Genomic DNA, 18,320 nt, shown 5'->3' on the forward strand with positions numbered 1-18,320 from the left:
TTTCTATTTAAGCAAGTAATTCTCTTTTATGAATTAACGGATTCAGCGTTCCTCTCCTAAGTTCTGTTAATATTCTTTGTTAAGAAAACCCAAAAATAAAAAAGCCCAATTTCGAAGTTGTAGAAGAGAAATTGGGCTTTGACTACTACACAAAACTGGACCGATTGTTACATGAGAAAAAATCCTAATACGAACTACTAAGGTGATTATGTAGCGGTTAACACCCAAGATATTTTATTTTTCATGACAGAATTTTTACACTTGGTATTTTTCCAAACCCTATGTAATCTTTTCTAAGGTTTGAATGGTAATATTTAAGCTCTTCTTTCAACCCTAGCCAAATATGAAGTTTGCAGTCCACATTTTGAGGATAAAAGAAATCAATAAATATCAAAAAGCATAAGCTTTTTACGCCTACGCTTTTCAAAAATTAATGCATCGATATTCTTTTACAAGCTATTTTTGCTGCTGGAACATCAACACCAGCACCAAGTGCTGCTTCTACTGATTCTCCCCAAGAACCACTGCTAGCCTTTATTTCGCTCCCAGCTGTCAAAACTCCCTCTGCTACAAAATTAACACAATCATAATAGTCTGGATTAGGATTACTTTCAAGATACTGTGTAGCTAATTCGTCTGCTTTCTTTTGTATTGAAAGTCGACCTTGTTCAGCTAATGAACTAAAAACACTCTCAGCTTGCCCACCAAAATGTACTATTTCGTCGTTAATGTCTTGACCAGTACGATGTATTTCTCCCATTTCAGATGACATATATAGACCTCCCAATCCTTGGAAAATTTGAACTCTTTAAGTTCACAAATATTTTATCCAACTGATATTGGTCTTATCCATCAACAACTATTTCTTTTTGGTTTATATAAAAAATTTAACATGTTTGTCTGGATATTCTTGTATCTGATTTTAGAAAAGAATGTCCAGATATTCTAATTTTTACGATAATGGCATGATTTTGTACAGATAATATTAAATGATTAATACTATATTTGGAGGTTATATACTTGCAACTAAATGCTGCCATTAAAGAATTTGTTTTGTATATTGAAAATTACTTAAAAATACGGTTACAAGTTATGAATACTATTTACAGCTCTTCTTAACCTTACGGCAACAATCATAACTCAAATGCACATATATAAGGCCTGAATTTGTTCTAAAACGACCTTCATCAGTGTTGACTTTGACTAAACCATAATAAGAATAAGATTAAAATGATTATCTCTCAAGGTGAGTTTCTTAGTGAAAACATCTTTATTTGCTACGTTAATAGATACTTCAATGTTCGTGTTTTATTCGAATCGTGAAGTGTCCAGCTGATGGACGAATAGCATTTTTGCTATTCAAACACGAATTATTCAATTATATTCACTGGAAATAGTTCGTGTATTTTAAGTGCTTTTTATTTTGGGCTATGAGAGCAATTGAGATAAGCGACTGTACATTTTATTGATTCTTGATGCGTCTCAGCTTTTTTAGTTGTAGCGCCTTTCCCCCTTCAAAATAGAACTACTATAACAAAGCGTATTCGAAAATATCCCGAATACGCTTCATTCAATCTACCACCGCTTCTAAATAGCCTTGCTCTAAACATGTATCAATCAAAAACTTCTTAATCCCTGAAGCAAATGACAATTCAATCGTGCTACTCGAAACAGCTAATATTTCCCCTTCTCCAAAAACCATATGCTTTACTTTTGAGCCAACGATTAGCGTTGACTCGTTTGTAATCGTCTGCTCATTTCGGTACTGCTTAAGTGCTTTCCTCGGATTTTTTGGCGCTTTTTTTGGCAATTCCTCCGGTGAGACGATTTGTTTTAGCGCCTTCATGAAAATTGATGGCACTACGTTTGTTTTAAAGCGCTTATTATACGAAATTAATTCCAAATGGCGAATCGCACGCGTTATACCGACATAAAAGAGTCGCGCTTCTTCCTCGCTTTCTTCTTCCGACTCACTAGGTAAAATCCCTTCAATCAAGTCAATTAAATACACACGGTCAAATTCCAAGCCTTTTGAACTGTGCAACGTTGTCAGTGTAATTGCATTCAATTCATTTTTCGTATGAGACGAACGTGCTAAATTTTCAAGTTGCATTAAACGACCTGCAAATTCGGTCATTGTTGACGTATGACGAGCAATTAAACCAAGTACGTCTACAATATCTAGTAAATTTTCATAATTAAAACCAAGTTTCTCACTCATATTCTTCAAAGTACGCTCATATCCAAAGTCGTAACGGATATGCTCTAGCATGGCTGTTGGCGTTGTTTTATCAAATTGAATGCTATAATATGTTTTGCGAATCCGTTTAATATATTCAGGCTGATAATCCTTTAACTCAACATGCTCTAATAACTTTGTGAATACACACCCATCTCCTGGCACTTTCTGCAGTGCTTTCAATTGCGTTGGTGTAATATAAGCATTCATTTTTCTGTAAACTTTTTCAAATACCGTGATATTTTTTGTATTGTACGCTAGACGCATGAAGTTCATAACATCCTCCACGACCCAATGCGTGAAAAAGCGAATCGTGGAATCTTTCATATAGAATGTCAAACCTGCTCTGTCAAGCGCGTCCATAAGCGGAATGGCTGACATATTATTTCTATATAAAATAGCCGTTGAACCATGCTTAGACAGATTTTTCAACTGATCCACTAAATATTTGGCCTGTAAATTGTAATTCTCTAGGATTTTAAACGAGATTGGCTCTGCTGCAGGATTTTCCGTAAACATTTGTTTGTTATAACGCTTTTTATTACGCTGAATGAATATATTGGCTGGCTCTACAATCGATGCAGATGAACGATAGTTTTGCGTCATAAGTAAAACATGCGCTTCCGGATATGTCTTACGGAAATTCAACAAATAATCTGGCTCTGCACCACGCCAGCTATAAATGGCCTGATCCTCATCCGCTACGACGCATAAATTATGATGGACTGCGACGAGCTTGGCAATTATTGCATGTTGAACAGGTGATGTATCCTGACTTTCATCGGTTAAATAATAATCGTAACGGCGTTGGTATTGCGCCAGCACCCCTCGATCTTTCGTGAAAATATCATTCGCCATTAATAGCATATCGTCAAAATCAATTAACAAACGCTCACTACCTGTGCGTTTATAATCCTCATAACGTCGTAAAATCTCAACTTTTTTTGGCACCTTTACTTCTGCAATTTCCCATTCCTGTTCTGGCAGCATTTTATTTTTGATGAATGTTATGTACGTCATTAGCTCGTCTAACTGATCTTCGGTAATTTTTGAGCCATTTAATTGTTCAAAAATCTCTCGAAGCACTCCCTTTTTTGAAATAACACCAGGCTTGTCCGATTCTTCAATGATGCCGTACGTAATGCCCTGACGTTCAAGTGTCTGCCGTACAACTTGAAATGCTAAACTATGAATCGTCGAAAAATCAACAGGTGGCAAATGTGGGAAAAACTTTGCAAAACGTGCCTTCATATCACCTGCCGATGCCTTACTAAACGTGACAGCCTTTATGCGAGAAGGTTTCACACCAAGCTCCTCAATCATATAGCCAATACGCATAATGATCGTCGTCGTTTTTCCTGAACCGGGAGATGCCAATAGTAACAGCGGTCCATTCGTTTGCAACACCGCCTGCGTTTGTACATCATTCAGACGAACGCCAAGTGAACGCTCCTTTTCTTCAAAATACGCTTTTTGCGCTACATTCATATAAATCGCTCCGTTCTAAAAAATCTATTTGTTATTATATCAAATGATGAGGATTCATCCGAGGGAAGCAGCACAATTTTAAAGCACAGAAAGGATAAATGTAAACGGCCAAAAGCGCCCACCTGTTATTCAGGGGGCGCTATTGCTATCATAATTTAAATCATTATTTTTTTGTACCTCAGAATCTTATCTGATCATGATCGCATCAATCGCTGTGGTGTCCAGATAAACGATTGATGGCAATTGCTCTAGTGTTTTGGTTAGCTATTCTACAACTTACTATTGATCAAAGTTTTTGTCCAAGGTACTTAAAATGGTGACATACATCTGCACAAAAAATGAGTGTTATACAAAAGTTTATTGCACCTATCAAATCAAAAATCTAGTTCATTTGGCTTCCTCATCGGCCGAGGGACCATAAATGCCTGGCACTGAAATATCAAGTAGGCGCAAGTAAACCCCAAGCTGTGCCCGATGATGGATCATGTGGTTTAATCCGAATATACGGAATGCCATCGCTCGCGGCTCTCGGCGGATGATATGGTCACCATGGCGTAGCGTCCATTCTTCGCGGAGCGTATTTTCGTCACATTCGGCGAGCAACTTTTCAAGCTTGCAGACGTTTGCGTCAAACTCATCCATAACGTCAGATCGTTTTTCCAAAGGTTCCCGTCGCTGCGGAACGGTCGAAAGTTCAAACTCCGCGAACTGAAAAATCGCGATTTGCCAGTTCAGCAGGTTGATTAGGTGCGTGGCCAGCCCGCCAAGTGTCATTGATTTCTCATGTGGCCTCCATGACATATGCTCCTCGGGCAAGCGTTCCAAAATGCGACGAGTAGTTGCCAATTCATAAGTTGCGTCACTGATGATCAATTGTTTAACCATAAAATTCCTCTCCTCCTTATGGTTAGCATACTATAAATTCCATTCGAGTAGAAAGCTCTCTATTATTTGGCGTGGAAGTTTGGCTATTATGAACACAACCAATCATGTCTTGCAATGCGGAATGAGTTAATGTTTATGTTTAAATTATTAGTAACTACATTCTTATCTAAATAATGAAGTCGTTGCACGAGAGTTCATCTCTTAGCGCAACGACTTCATTATTTGTTAAATTTGTTGAATGTATTTGATGTTGTAAATCTTCTAATTTCACAACAATGGAATTATCTTCTAGCCATTTCGAATTCAATAATTGTTTCGTTATCAAGCTTTAGATTAATGATAGTTGGTTGCCAAGAGCTAACTATCGCTAATCATTTATCCTATTCCCTTTTATTTGTGCAATACTTTTACAATAACAGGATAAGAATTTGCATACCATTTCGAGTTAACGGCATTAGCACCAGCAAAATCTATCAAAAATATTTTCAGGTGTTTAAAGCTTAGATAATTTAGAATAAATGTAATTAAAATATGTCTTTTCTATCCTTGTCTTATAATTGCATTTAATATTGCTTCCATTCTTTGGTTTACTTTTATTTGAAGTTCGAGCAACTTTGACTCTTTCTCTAATACATTACGATATTCTTGAGAATATGTAGGATATAATGATTCTTGCCTTTCTAAATTTTGATATACAACTAAAATGTTATTATGTAAAGCCACCAATTGGTTATACTTATTAACATTAGAATTCTTATCTGTATTTATTGTAGGATCATTAACATAAATAAAAATGTTTTTCCCTGCTGTGTTTATATTAACTACTCTTAGTTTTGAATTCCATTCAACTGGTAAATTTAATGATTCACCAACAAATCTTACTGGTACCAATGTAGTGGAGTTGATAATTCTGGCTGGGCTATCTAGAAAAGATTCCTTACCATTAACTATTGCCTTATTAGAACCTACCTTTAATTTAATAGTTGTTTTACCTCTACTCGCTGTTACGGTTTGGCTAGAGGCATCCCAAGCAACAGTTGCACCTAATGATTCAAATATACCTCTCATCGGTAACATAGTTCTACCATCTATGGCTGTACCACCATCCAAAAAAACTACTTCATTTTTTGCATATGCGTAGCTACCACCTCCTATATAAATTAAAGAACATAGATAAAATAAAAAACTTACAAAGAATAATCGTTTTAACATAACATGTCTCCATTCTATAAACTCAAATAACTATATTATATCACTAATGTAATAATAATACTTATTTTCTATTTTTGTTTTTTAACTAAAAAGAGGAAATTAAGTATCGAAGAGTAAAATAAATTACATCTAGAAAATATGAGGACAAGAATTTCAAGACATTTTTTATTTTTTTGGACAAATGTCTTTACCTTATATTAGTTGGGATTCTGGCTTTGTTTAAAATCAATATTTATTCTTTAGTAAGTTTGCAGTTTAATGTTCATTTCACCCTTAATTATAACAATTAAATTTTGACTCTATTAAATTTCCATTTACTAATTTTTACAATAAAAATAACGCTGTGAGAGTAATCGAGATTCACTAACACGTACTGTTGCCCATCTCGATCGCTCTCACAGCGTAAAATAAAAGCCTTCCGTTTTTAGGAAGTCTTGAAAACAAATGGTCACTACTGCAATTTTTATAATTTACAAAAAGATCGTTATGGCATGCTGTATTAAGTTCGTTAAATTTTTAACTCCTCCGGGTACTAAATGACGTCACGCCATAAGGTTCGAAATATTCCGAATGATTAATCGTTGCGGAATGCCAATCAATTAATGTGATTTTATCGTACATTATTTAAATCTCTCCCCCATGATTGTGGTTCTCGTGTATTTACTAAATAAATATTAGTATTCGAGAAAGCCACAATAGACCCGTCATGTGCCACAATCCTTTTAAATTTTTTTAAACGAAGGTTTCCATTCAGACAAATCCTGATAAACAAATGTTATATTGTCACATATTTTATCTGCAACTTCGTACATATGTTTTATATCATTAGCCGTAAATAATATATATCCTTTGCGCCCTGTACTGTCTACAATAGTTGGTATGGTGTCGCCTTCTTTTACTAATAAATCAATTAATACGATCTCGGATATGTTAGCTAACCCTTCATACTTGATTTCTTTTAAGCAACCTGTTTTTGGAATCAAGCTTAAAGACATCGCTTGACACTTTGAAGGTACACATCTAAATTCATCTATAGTCTCAGTAGCTAATGCATCATAATAGTATCCGAATTGAGATATGCCGGTTGTTAGTTCTACCATCTTCCAAATATTGCCTCCTCCTATCCTAACTTGAGACTCTATGATTATTGGCTTATTTTGTTTGTCTATCTTTACCTCTGTATGAGTAATGCCGTTTTCCAGTTGGATATCGTCCAAAAATAGCATTACTTTTTCAATGATTAACTTTTTTTGAGATTCATCTATAGGTGCCGGCATAATAGTATAGTTTATTAAAAACGTATCTTCTTTAAATATTTCAGCTGATATAGCTAGTATAGAATGTTTTTTGTTATATGAAACGGCTTCGACTGTATAAACTACGTCTCCTTCAACGTACTCTTCCACTAAAATAGGTAGTTGAATCCCGTTATCTTTAATAAATACCTCTACGTCATCTCCTATGTCTAGCTTAGATACACCTTTACCACCAGCGCCAATGGGGGGCTTTATAATAATACTATCTTTTTTGTTCAAAAATTCATCAATGTCTTTTATGTTTTTGCAAACTATAGAATCTATCGAAAAGTCTTTGCCTTCTAGAATTTCACGCATCATGTCTTTATTGCGGGTTATCATATTAGCGTTGTAAGAAAATCCTTTAACATTTAAAATCTTTGCAATTATAGAAGCTGTATCTAAGGCTACTTCGTTGAAAGATACAACCACATCAAACGGTTTCTCTTTGTACAATTCTACAGCATAGTACACACACACAGGTATGTTTGTTGTGTCTATTTCTTTTTTAAAGAAACACTTTTCTAAGATAGTTCCATCGAAATATATGTGTTTAGTGTAAGATCCTATATACGAAACAGTATAGCCCCTGTCTAGAGCATCTTGTATTGGCTTTGTCCATCCCCCTATAAATAAAACGTGTGGTGTATTTTCCTTTTCAGTTCCTTTTGATACCTTATACATCATAATCATCTCCTCTAAATTGAACTCGTATTTTCAATGTTGGTTCCTTTTATTACGCCTCGCCTTAACAACACTATTAAACACAATGTTGTTCCGAAGCCCCCTATAAATAACGTAGCTTGAAGCCCAACTATAGAAACTAAAAATGCGCTAGCAAAACTTCCTAATGCCCAAGCTCCCCAATTAAGTGTACGCTGAACAGCATTTACTCTGCCTAGCATGTGACTTGGTGAGGCAAGTTGTCGTATGGTTGCAGCGTAAGGGCCAAATACACCTTCTCCCATACCATGTATAATACTTGCAGCTACTATTCCGTAAACGGTTCCTAAATATCCCATTATCGGTATGAAGGACAGACCGATAACTGATACAGTAGCGCTATAAATAAGCATTTTTGTATTATTAAATTTTTGACTTTTTTTTACGAGTATCGAATTACCTATTAAAAATCCCACTGCTGCCGAGCCTATAACAAAGCCTATTTCAAGTTCAGATAGACCCATTACCTTATAAAGAAATATTACTAAAATGCTATTTAATATGTATTTAAAAAACCCGTAAACAGCGCCACAGCTTACAATTGGTTCCAAGACAGGGTGGTTTTTAAAATATATCAAACCTTCATATATGTTTTTATATATCGATGTTATATTTACATTTTTCAAAGAGCCTTCTGTATGCGGTTTATATCTTGAAATAAATAATACACACATAAAACAAACAAAATACGTTACTGCGTCAACAGTGAATAAGCCTGTTAATCCAACTAGAGTAATAACTATTCCTGCTAGCATAGGACCAATTACAATAGAAAGAGACTCCGAAAGGGCTAGCTGAGCATTTCCTTTTTTTAAGTTGTCTTTATCTGTTAATATTTCCGGTAAGAAAGAAGGTATTGCAATATTGTAAAACGTAGTAAATATTCCGTTTAAAAACATGATTAATACTAATAAAGGGAACGTTATTACATTTGTTACAGTCAGTATGAATACTGATAAAAATAAAATGCCCTGACATATACTACAAATTAGCAAAACCTTTTTTCTATGAAGGATGTCTATCAAAGCGCCGGCTACTAATCCGAAAAGTAGGTAGGGTATGAATATAATCCCACGAAGTAAGGCAGCATTCGCCTCACTTGTTTCTAGTACCTGTAATGCAAAAAGAGGCAAAGCTACTACTGTAAACTGGGTACCTAACAAACTTATAGACTGCCCTAGCCAAAGCCTGTGAAAATTAAACTGTTTGTTATTTTTCATAATACACCCCTATAATTTCATCTAATGTTTTTATCACCTAAAAATTCAAAACCTGTTATAAAAGCGATTTCATTACTATTTATAACGCTACGGTTCGAAACCCTTCTGGCTAATGAATAGTTCATCTTCTGAAAAATACTGCCGCATTCGTTTATATACCATTTGATAGATGGATGGATCATACCATTCTTCCATTTCCAAATTTCTATATAACGCTTGTAAGCCCATCTTGTGTGTTCGTTTACCACCACTGCCGTCCCCCATAAAATAATCGTCAATACATACTCGGTTTACTAAAGGACGCAATATTTCTGCAAATCGCTCGCTACTTGGTAATACAGGTGCGATGGCAACCTGTGTAGGAATACCTGAATCAGTAAGTAGTTGGAGTGTTTTAAGCCTTGCTGGAATAGGAGGAGCATAGGGCGTAAAATGTTTGCGAATATCTTCCCTATCAGTCTCTACTGTCATACTTACCCTAATTTTATCTTTAAAATGTTGTAGCAAATCAATATCTCGACTTACAAGTGGACTTCTAGTCTGTACAAATAAGAAATCAGGGGGATCTTCTACCATAACTTCTAGTAAAGATCGCGTCACTTTTTCCTTATGCTCAATTGGTTGATACGGGTCTGTACTTGATGACATAAATATAGTGACATTCCCTTTAGCTTTGGCGCGATGGAGCTCCTTTTTTAATAAACTAGCAGCACCGCTTTTAACATCGACCCAATTTCCCCATTCCTCTTCTCGAAAAAGTGCTACAGGCATTTGGCGAACATAACAATAGGAACACCCAAATGAACAGCCTGTATAAGGATTTAGTGAATGAGTATATCCACAAAGAAAGCCAGTCCCTTTATTCAGAATGGTTTTCGGGCTTTTATAAAATAAATCATTTTTCATGACGGAACCTCCATTCAATGTACGGAAATAACTACTCTTTGCTAGATGATGCTTGCTTTTCTAGATCGAGGAGCATCGTCTTCATTTCTAATCCTCCTCGATAGCCAGTTAATGAGCCATTCTTTCCTATTACACGATGGCACGGTACGGTAATTAATACCGGATTAGCCCCAATAGCCGCACCTATTGCACGAACAGCTGCTGGTTTATTTATATCATTTGCAATGTCGGAGTAGGATTTGGTCTGTCCATAAGGAATTTCACAAAGTGCATTCCAGACTGCTTGCTGAAATTGTGTACCTACGTATTCAAATGGAACAGTAAAGGTTTTTCGCTTTCCCTCTAGATACTGAGTGATTTCAACGACATAGGGTTCAAGTTTTTCATCATCTTCAACAAGAGGACTTCCTGGAAAGCGTTTTTTAGCCCATTCGAACAACTCCTCGAATGGATTGTTCTGTGAACCTACAAATACAAGCCCATTTGAGCTTGATGCAATATAAAAATTCCAATCCTTAAACTTTAGTAAAGACCAATAAAGGGTGGGTTTATTCTTTGTTTCCATTGTTCTTTTCCTCCATTTTGATCATTTGACGGAATTGTGCTGGAGTCTGTCCAGTTTTCTTTTTAAATAAAGTAATGAAATAAGCCGCGTTAGCCATACCCACACATATGGCGATATCTCCAATCGCTTTATTTGTCTGAATCAAAAACTTTTTAGCTGCTTGTACTCTAATTTGTTGAATATACTCAACCGGCGTGATGCCTTTAATCTTTTTAAAGGTTCGATGCATATGATACGGACTCCCATGACAAATATTTGCTAACGATTCTAGCGTTAATTTTTCTGTGAAATTTTTATCAATGTATTCCGTAATTACATCAACCCACTCGCTATCAGGCAGATTTTCATTAGTGGGTTTGCAACGTTTACAAGGGCGAAAATTTGCACGTAGAGCTTGTTCTGCGTTTTGAAAAATGCATACATTTTCTTTTTTCGGAACGCGAGATTTACAGGATGGCTTACAAAATATCCCTGTCGACTTTACAGCGTAGAAAAATAGATTATTATACGCTGTATCATTATTTATAATTGCCTGCCACTTTTCATCCGTTATCATTTCCACATCATTCGAAACTCTATGATCATGGCTCTCTATATGTCCGTTATTGATACTATCTGGCATTAATCTCACCTCTCCTTACAATATACTATCTATAAATTCAGAATGTACAATTCTGGGAATAGAATAGCAAGATAATAAAATTTAATTTTTTTATTCCGCATTTACGGGCTGTAAGACTCCAACCTCAAACCATAGAGAAATCGGAGAAGTTTAGGTGGGAGATGAACAGCCCGTAAAAGCCCGATTGGTTTAACTAATGATCTGTGGGGGATGAAGAAAACCCCCACTGATCAAAGTTTCACTTTATTTAGAATCGTGAAAAATGATTCCAAGACCGTATCGTTCTCCAGAAGTAACCGTACTCACTCCGTGACGAACCCTATTTTTATAATATCCTTTTTTACCAAGAACAGGTCTATGGTTAGTAGGAAAGATCAGCGCACTGCCTTGTTCTAAAGTAATAACATGTCCCCTACTCTGAGCACGAGGAATTTGTTCCACTAATAGAGACTCTCCACCGCAAAAGTCTTTATCTCGTTGATTTAATACAAATACTACTTGAAACGGGAAAAATATATCGCCATATAAATCTTGATGCAAACAATTAAACCCACCTGTTTCATATTTTAATATTAAAGGTGTCGGTCTAGTTTGTTCATATTCTTCACAGGTGTTCAAAAAATCGTGAAGATGATCTGGAAACTGTTCTGTTTTCTTTAAATAACCCAACCACCGATTGGCTGTTTTGGCTAATTCGAGATAAAAGGACTCTCTTAAACTTTGGATGATTTCAGGTAATGGATAGGAAAAATATTTGTACTCTCCATTCCCGAAGCGGTATCTCGTCATATTGATTGTCGTTCTGTATGACTGTTCCTCACGATAAGATTCAATGAAGAATTCACATTCCTCTTTTGTTAAAATCGCTGGAAGCTTTGCGAATCCTTGCTCATCTAATTCATGTTGAATTGAATCCCAATTTAAGTTTTCGACACGGGTTTTTATATCTTGGACCATTTTTATCAACTCCTATTTTGCATTCTTAATAACTAACACTATAACCTCATATTTAGAAAAAAATAAGGTGTTTAGAATGTAATAGCAAGATTACAAAATTAGTAAAGATTATTATGTGATAAAGTAAAGTTACAATAGAAAATCGTAATAAGATGAGGAGAATGAAAAAGTGACATGGCATGAAGTCAATGATGATATTGTAATTACATTACCTGAAAATTTCGATATGAATGCAAACCTAGGCTATCTAACAAGGGAAAAAAATGAATGCATGTATGAAATAGAGAACGATACAATTACAAAAGTTATAGCCATTGGGGAAATTCGGTCCTTAGTACGGGTTAGCGTTGTCAATAATGAACAAATGGTTGTTCAATTCCTAAAGGAGTCTAGACCTAGTGAAAAGTGGCAACGGGAAGAGATTGTAAAATATATTCATGAATGGTTTGATCTTGATAACGATTTAACGCCATTTTTTGAAATGGCAAAAGCAGATCCATTACTTAAAATGCCTGCACGAAAATTCAATGGTTTGCGAGTTATCGGCATTCCCGATTTATTTGAAGCTTTATGTTGGGGAGTTTTAGGGCAACAAATTAACTTAGCCTTCGCATACTCCTTAAAGAAGCAATTTGTAGAAGGATTTGGCGATTCCATCGAATGGAATGGTAAAAAGTATTGGGTGTTCCCATCGTACGAACGAATTGCACAGTTAACACCTACCGACCTAGCGGATATTAAAATGACGGTAAGAAAAAGTGAATATATCATAGGAATTGCTAGATTAATGGCAAGTGGAGAATTATCGAGGGAAAAATTAATGAAAATGAACTTTAAAGAAGCTGAAAAATACTTAATTAAAATACGAGGAATTGGTCCTTGGACAGCCAATTATGTGCTGATGCGCTGCCTCAGGTTCCAGACAGCTTTTCCAATAGATGATGTAGGTCTTATTAATTCGATAAAAATATTAAATAATATGAACCGAAAGCCTACGAAGGATGAAATCTTAGAAATATCGTTGCCATGGAAAAACTGGGAATCATATGCTACCTTTTATTTATGGCGTGTCCTTTACTGAATAATTACAACTTAAATCGTAACCTTGATATGAGAACAAATCTAAAGAGCATGTTTTGAAAAAGATTGATCAAAACATGCTCTTATTTGAATGGGGGCAGATTAACTAAATGGAAAAGAACCAACCCCTTAACCCTTAGTAGCTTCACCAATTAGTAGATCTAAAAGACATCGAGCTTTGTAATTTATTATTTTACTCTACCATTACACATCAATTTCAATGCCAATTCCTTGCTGCTTAGCCTTTTGAAATATCCCTTTTGCGACAGCTAAATCATAGTAAGCCGCACCTACTGATTTGAAAATATTAAGCTTGGAAAACTAAGTTTTTAAAGAGAGCTTAAGCATAAAGACTATGGATCATTCTCCATTCTTTTGTCTTTAAAAAACTCTAGTAGAAGTTATCTACAAATGTATTATAAGAAGTGTGCTTTATAAAAGTAAGTACGCACTTTTAAGTTTTATAGTAAGAAAAAAGTGATATAGGCACTTTAAAGTTCCTATCCAAAAACATAATTTTTTAGGAAAAGTTACAAGCTTTTTGTTTTCCTACAAATAAAGCATTGGAAGGGGTTTGAATGCCCATTAGGTTCCAATGCAAGTTTTTATTTATGCTATTATTTATCACAAAAGCATCAATGAATATTGTGAAAATTTAACTTCTTTAAACGTAGGGGCTTCTTGAAAACCGAAAGAAAATTTGTTGGGTTTAAAATGAAGTTTGATTGAATGCTTCCTTATTTAAAGAAACTATTGTATTTACAGAGTTGATCTCCATAAAAAAACCAGTTCCAATAAGGTACTGGCTGTTTATATATCTTATACATTACTTGTAAAATTTCATTCGCTCTTCAAGTGGTTGGAATTCTTTTTCACCTGGTGTTACCGTCGGATTACCAAATGGCATTTGCGCAATAAGCTTCCAATTTTCAGGAATATGCCATTCTTTTTTCACTGCATCATCAATTAGTGGGTTATAATGTTGTAAAGAAGCTCCTAATCCCTCTGCTTCTAATCCTGCCCACACAACTAATTGGTGCATACCTGATGCTTGATTTGACCAAATTGGAAAGTTCTCAGCATATGCAGCAAATTGCTCTTGAAGCGATTTAACTACAGCCTCATCTTCTAGGAATAATACTGTTCCATAACCAGCCTTAAAGGAATCCATTTTTTGTTGAGTTGCTGAAAAATCTCTATCTCCAACTACTTTTTTTAATGTTTCAGTTGTGATGTCCCATAATTTATTATGTGCCTCACCTGATAATACTACAATACGTGCAGTTTGTGAGTTGAATGCTGACGGAGTATATTTCACAGCAAATTCTACAATTTCTTTAATTCTTTCATCCGATATTTTTACCTCTTTATTTATCCCGTAATAAGTACGTCTTTCTTTAAGTGTAGTGTAGAAATCTTTTGTCATATTTTCGTCCTCCTAATTTACTGTAATTGTTGGTTACACATATTGCATCTGTCACTCCAAGATTTTTTCCTACAAAATCGAATCTTCAAACGGCATTTTCATTTTTAAAGACCATGCCGGATTACAACAGGAACACCTGACAATAGTACTGCTAGGTGTGATATCCTTTTTGACTCTTTCTTTGCCTCTGTTATAATGTGCCAAAAAGTAAATATTTATATTCCACTACATATTTTGGTGTTCGTAAAATATGTTATCCAAACAAACGATAGAGTATTCAAATATATGTAGAATTAAATTTAATATTTTGTATATATGTTCAGATGAATTTATGACAGGTGCTACATTGTTAGTAGATGGCGGTTACACAGCCATAAAATAGATCAAAGGGATAAAAATGATGTAGAAAAGGCCGGTGATTATCCATATTTGCAATATCCTTTAGGCATATTAATAAAACAATTTATCTCAAAAACAAAAAATGTAGGTGTGAAAAGTTAAGTTGAAAGGCTCAAACAATCATAACCCCGTTTTATATTATGGATAAGATAATTCACTATACTAAATTATTATGTTCGGATGTTTAGATATTGCCTAGATAGCTTCGCGTAATGTTTTGGAGAAAAATTTTTCCATTCTTACTGTATTTTTCGAATAACTCAGACAGAAGAAAAACAAAACGTTTATACTCTTCATCATCTTTTTTCGGAGCATAGGATGATGACAAATTCCTTCCCAAAAAACCTTCATAATCAAAAAGCAAATCATTTTGATACTTTTTAAACTCATAATTTCCATCTTTAAAAAAGCTGTTAAAAACTTCTGGAGTTTCCTCTATTCCACCGCTAAATCCTTTGAAATTTGAACAGGTCTTTTGGCAAATTTCTGCATTCTCTTTAATAATCGGACTATTTAAATCTCTGCTATTCCAAACAAGAGCAACATTTGCATTTTGTTTTAAAATCCGTTGACATTCGATTTTGAACGCTTTTTTATCAAACCAATGAAATGCCTGGGCAACAGTTACTAAATCCACACTATTCCCTTTTAAAGTGGTATTTTCAGCAGTTGCTTTTATTGATTTAAAACGAGAATATAGTTTTAAAGATTGCTCAGCCATCTTTCTCATGTCATCATTTGGCTCAACTCCAATAACATTTAAATCTCTATCAAGTAGCTGGCGGCTAAATATCCCCGTACCTGAACCAATATCGGCCACAATCCGATCCCCTTTTAGTTGATTAGCTGAAAACAAATAATCTATATATTCATTAGGATAACTAGGGCGATATTTTGCATATATGTCTGCCTTGTCGGTAAAATTTTCTGTTGTTTTCACAGTACTACCTTTTTTCCCATTATATTATGTACAGCAATCCGTCTTACCCCAATCACTCATAGAAGCGAGATCTAAAACCTCGACATAGGGGGTGTTTGTGTAAAAAGTCAATGACACAAACACCCCCTTAAACCTGGGAAGTCTGTATTAGTGTAATAACTAAGAATGCTACAACCTCTTTCCTAGTCATAATAATTATAGTAGTTGTTCTTTTTAACTCGCTGTCACATTGCTATCTTCGTGATAATACATTGTATACAAATCATTTAATGTAACTTTACCAAATGCAAAATCCACCACATTTCTCTCGACTAAAAAAGATGTAAGTGTACTTAATAAACTTGCTTCAGAACTTGGTAAATGAATTAGTGACATTCCATTAGTAAGTGTTTGAAGTTCTAAATTTGGAAATAGCTCATGAAGTTGTTTTTTAGTGTTGTTTTCCAGATTTTTCACTCGAATAGTTTTAATATGCGCTTGACTAAAACCTTCTATTACTTGATTGGTATCAACTAGCTTCCCGTTGTTAAATAAGAAAATTCGGTCTGCATATTTCTCTAAATTATCAAGTAAATGGGAGGCAATAATAATAATCTTACCTTCCGCCTTTTTCTTTAATAATATTTTCGAAATGATTTCTACATTATTTGGATCAAGACCGTTCATTACTTCGTCCATCATCATAATTTCCGTATTTGTGACAATTTGCATTGCAAAGCATAGTCGTTGGCGCATACCAAGGGAATATGTGCCTGTTTTTTTATTCACATAATGCCCCATATTTAATGCTTCGATTGTTTCATCAATCAGTTTTAAATCCGATTGCCACATTGTTGCAAACATTTTTAAATGCTCGCGCCCACTTAAGTGATTATATAAGTCGCTTTGGTCTGGCATCATTGACACGAATTTATGAATTTTTACTTCATTTGATTTATTCGAGTAACTTAGGCCATCTTTAAAAACTACCTTTCCATTCATCGGTTTCAAATAATTCATTAACACATTCATAAATGTGGATTTTCCAGTTCCATTTGGTGCGACAAGCCCGATCATTTCACCTTGCTCAAATGTCATTGAAATATCATTTAACACTTTACTTTCCCCAAATTGCACGGTAATATTTTGAATTTCAATCAACTTTATCCCTCCTATTTAATGAGCTTAAATCGCTTATTTAATGCAATAAGTATCATTAAAAAAATGACAATCCCTGCTAGTCCAAGTAACAACTGTAATCCTAAAGTAAAATCTAATTGGTCGTTAAAGTAATAAAAATTACGTCTTTTTGAAATAATTTGTCCGACTTGAATGTAAGATGTCGGATAGTTCTGAACGTCCCAAAAATAACCGATGTAACGGCTGGAATAAAAATTCTCACCGAAAATAAGGAACAAGCAAACAGCGAAATTTACCATCTCACTGCGGAAAATAATACTGCTAAATAGCACAACGTTGATAATGACGATAAACCAGGTGAAAAGCAAAATTAAGGATTGTCCTAAAAACGTACCTAATGTCATCATTTCAAATTTACCATCCACACGCCAATCGAGATAAGCTGCATACACTGGAGATGGTAAATTGAAATTCCCAAAACCGGATTGTAAGCCTATGATAAAGATGCCAACTATAAGCGGTACAAATAATACCACGCTACCTAGTAGTGCAACGAACATTTTTACAAGTAGCTTTTTCCAATCACTAATTGGAAATCCCTTTAAAATAGATGGATGACGTTGATCTTTTTTTACTATATCAATTGATAAAAGAAGTACACAGACAATCAAAATAATAGGAAGTACTCCTTTTAATAGGCGTTCGAACGTTTGAAGTGCTGTACGTTGTTCAAAAATTTCCAATGATAATTCATATTCTGCTTTCGAATAAGTATCATAACGGACAGCCTGCTCTAAATAGGCGTAAAAGGCATCATCTTCAGCATACTTGTTATTTTTTATAAAATACTTTGAGTTATATGAAATTGCCTCGTTTCTATATGTAAACGAATTCGTAAAGTAGTACCAATCACGAGTTAAATCTGCATATTTTTTTAAATTTCCCTCATCTAATGCATCTAATCTTTTTTTATCGATAGGGTTAACTTGTTTAAATATTTCAATAGCATAAATAACGGAAGGATGAAGCGTGTTTAAATCTTGTCCCTCCATATGATCTAAAAATTCCTGACGTGTTAAATAGCGCGCCTCAATTTCATCATAGTCAACACTTTCAATCGGATTGTAAGTTGGCGCTATTTTAAATACATAAAAAAAGGTTGTAAAAGCAAGCAAAAAATAGATTGCTAAGTTTTTCTTATTCGTAAAAAACTGCTTGAATTCAAATTTAAAATAACTCCACAT

General features: G+C 34.7%; 15 protein-coding genes. 1 reads left to right on the forward strand and 14 read right to left on the reverse strand.

Features of this window, described 5'->3' with window-relative positions; genetic code table 11:
- Positions 1-430: 430 nt before the first annotated feature.
- The 10 genes from JNUCC51_RS24030 to JNUCC51_RS24075 all read right to left on the reverse strand — a co-directional run bounded on the left by JNUCC51_RS24030 (position 431) and on the right by JNUCC51_RS24075 (position 12,112).
- Positions 431-772: a hypothetical protein gene (locus JNUCC51_RS24030; protein WP_337990110.1), complete on the reverse strand. Its 342-nt coding sequence runs from the start codon at positions 770-772 to the stop codon at positions 431-433.
- A gap of 798 nt (positions 773-1,570) precedes the next feature.
- Positions 1,571-3,727 carry an ATP-dependent helicase gene (locus tag JNUCC51_RS24035; RefSeq protein ID WP_337990111.1) on the reverse strand — a complete coding sequence of 719 codons (2,157 nt, stop codon included), beginning with the start codon at positions 3,725-3,727 and terminating at the stop codon, positions 1,571-1,573.
- Positions 3,728-4,114: 387 nt separating this feature from the next.
- Positions 4,115-4,612, reverse strand: a complete 498-nt coding sequence (locus JNUCC51_RS24040) for a DinB family protein (RefSeq protein WP_337990112.1) — start codon at positions 4,610-4,612, stop codon at positions 4,115-4,117.
- A 540-nt stretch (positions 4,613-5,152) separates the two neighbouring features.
- Positions 5,153-5,824 carry a copper amine oxidase N-terminal domain-containing protein gene (locus tag JNUCC51_RS24045; RefSeq protein WP_337990113.1) on the reverse strand — a complete coding sequence of 224 codons (672 nt, stop codon included), beginning with the start codon at positions 5,822-5,824 and terminating at the stop codon, positions 5,153-5,155.
- A 722-nt stretch (positions 5,825-6,546) separates the two neighbouring features.
- Entirely contained in the window at positions 6,547-7,803 is a 1,257-nt protein-coding gene (locus JNUCC51_RS24050) for an ATP-grasp domain-containing protein (RefSeq protein WP_337990114.1), read from the reverse strand.
- Between the two features lie 14 nt (positions 7,804-7,817).
- Positions 7,818-9,062, reverse strand: coding sequence for an MFS transporter (locus JNUCC51_RS24055; RefSeq protein WP_337990115.1), 1,245 nt, complete (start codon positions 9,060-9,062; stop codon positions 7,818-7,820).
- Between the two features lie 87 nt (positions 9,063-9,149).
- Positions 9,150-9,968: an SPL family radical SAM protein gene (locus tag JNUCC51_RS24060; RefSeq protein ID WP_337990116.1), complete on the reverse strand. Its 819-nt coding sequence runs from the start codon at positions 9,966-9,968 to the stop codon at positions 9,150-9,152.
- A 31-nt stretch (positions 9,969-9,999) separates the two neighbouring features.
- A complete protein-coding gene (gene adaB / locus JNUCC51_RS24065; protein ID WP_337990117.1) occupies positions 10,000-10,533 on the reverse strand; it encodes a methylated-DNA--[protein]-cysteine S-methyltransferase in 534 nt (177 codons plus the stop codon).
- A complete protein-coding gene (locus tag JNUCC51_RS24070) occupies positions 10,517-11,155 on the reverse strand; it encodes a bifunctional transcriptional activator/DNA repair enzyme AdaA (protein WP_337990118.1) in 639 nt (212 codons plus the stop codon). The genes adaB and JNUCC51_RS24070 overlap by 17 nt, the downstream gene beginning before the upstream one ends.
- A 243-nt stretch (positions 11,156-11,398) precedes the next feature.
- Positions 11,399-12,112: a 2OG-Fe(II) oxygenase gene (locus JNUCC51_RS24075; RefSeq protein ID WP_337990119.1), complete on the reverse strand. Its 714-nt coding sequence runs from the start codon at positions 12,110-12,112 to the stop codon at positions 11,399-11,401.
- Between the two features lie 169 nt (positions 12,113-12,281).
- On the opposite strand from JNUCC51_RS24075, the gene JNUCC51_RS24080 reads away from it, so the two are divergent.
- Entirely contained in the window at positions 12,282-13,193 is a 912-nt protein-coding gene (locus JNUCC51_RS24080; RefSeq protein WP_337990120.1) for a DNA-3-methyladenine glycosylase family protein, read from the forward strand.
- An 825-nt stretch (positions 13,194-14,018) separates the two neighbouring features.
- Here JNUCC51_RS24080 and JNUCC51_RS24085 read toward each other — a convergent pair.
- The 4 genes from JNUCC51_RS24085 to JNUCC51_RS24100 all read right to left on the reverse strand — a co-directional run bounded on the left by JNUCC51_RS24085 (position 14,019) and on the right by JNUCC51_RS24100 (position 18,320).
- Complete coding sequence (locus JNUCC51_RS24085; protein WP_337990121.1) at positions 14,019-14,618, reverse strand: nitroreductase family protein; 600 nt, start codon at positions 14,616-14,618, stop codon at positions 14,019-14,021.
- Between the two features lie 583 nt (positions 14,619-15,201).
- A complete protein-coding gene (locus JNUCC51_RS24090; protein WP_337990122.1) occupies positions 15,202-15,957 on the reverse strand; it encodes a class I SAM-dependent methyltransferase in 756 nt (251 codons plus the stop codon).
- A 213-nt stretch (positions 15,958-16,170) separates the two neighbouring features.
- Complete coding sequence (locus JNUCC51_RS24095) at positions 16,171-17,097, reverse strand: ABC transporter ATP-binding protein (protein ID WP_049665261.1); 927 nt, start codon at positions 17,095-17,097, stop codon at positions 16,171-16,173.
- Positions 17,098-17,108: 11 nt separating this feature from the next.
- Positions 17,109-18,320, reverse strand: a complete 1,212-nt coding sequence (locus JNUCC51_RS24100; protein WP_337990123.1) for an ABC transporter permease — start codon at positions 18,318-18,320, stop codon at positions 17,109-17,111.

The organism is Lysinibacillus sp. JNUCC 51 (genome assembly GCF_015999525.1).
In the GTDB taxonomy this organism is placed as follows: Bacteria; Bacillota; Bacilli; order Bacillales_A; family Planococcaceae; genus Lysinibacillus; species Lysinibacillus xylanilyticus.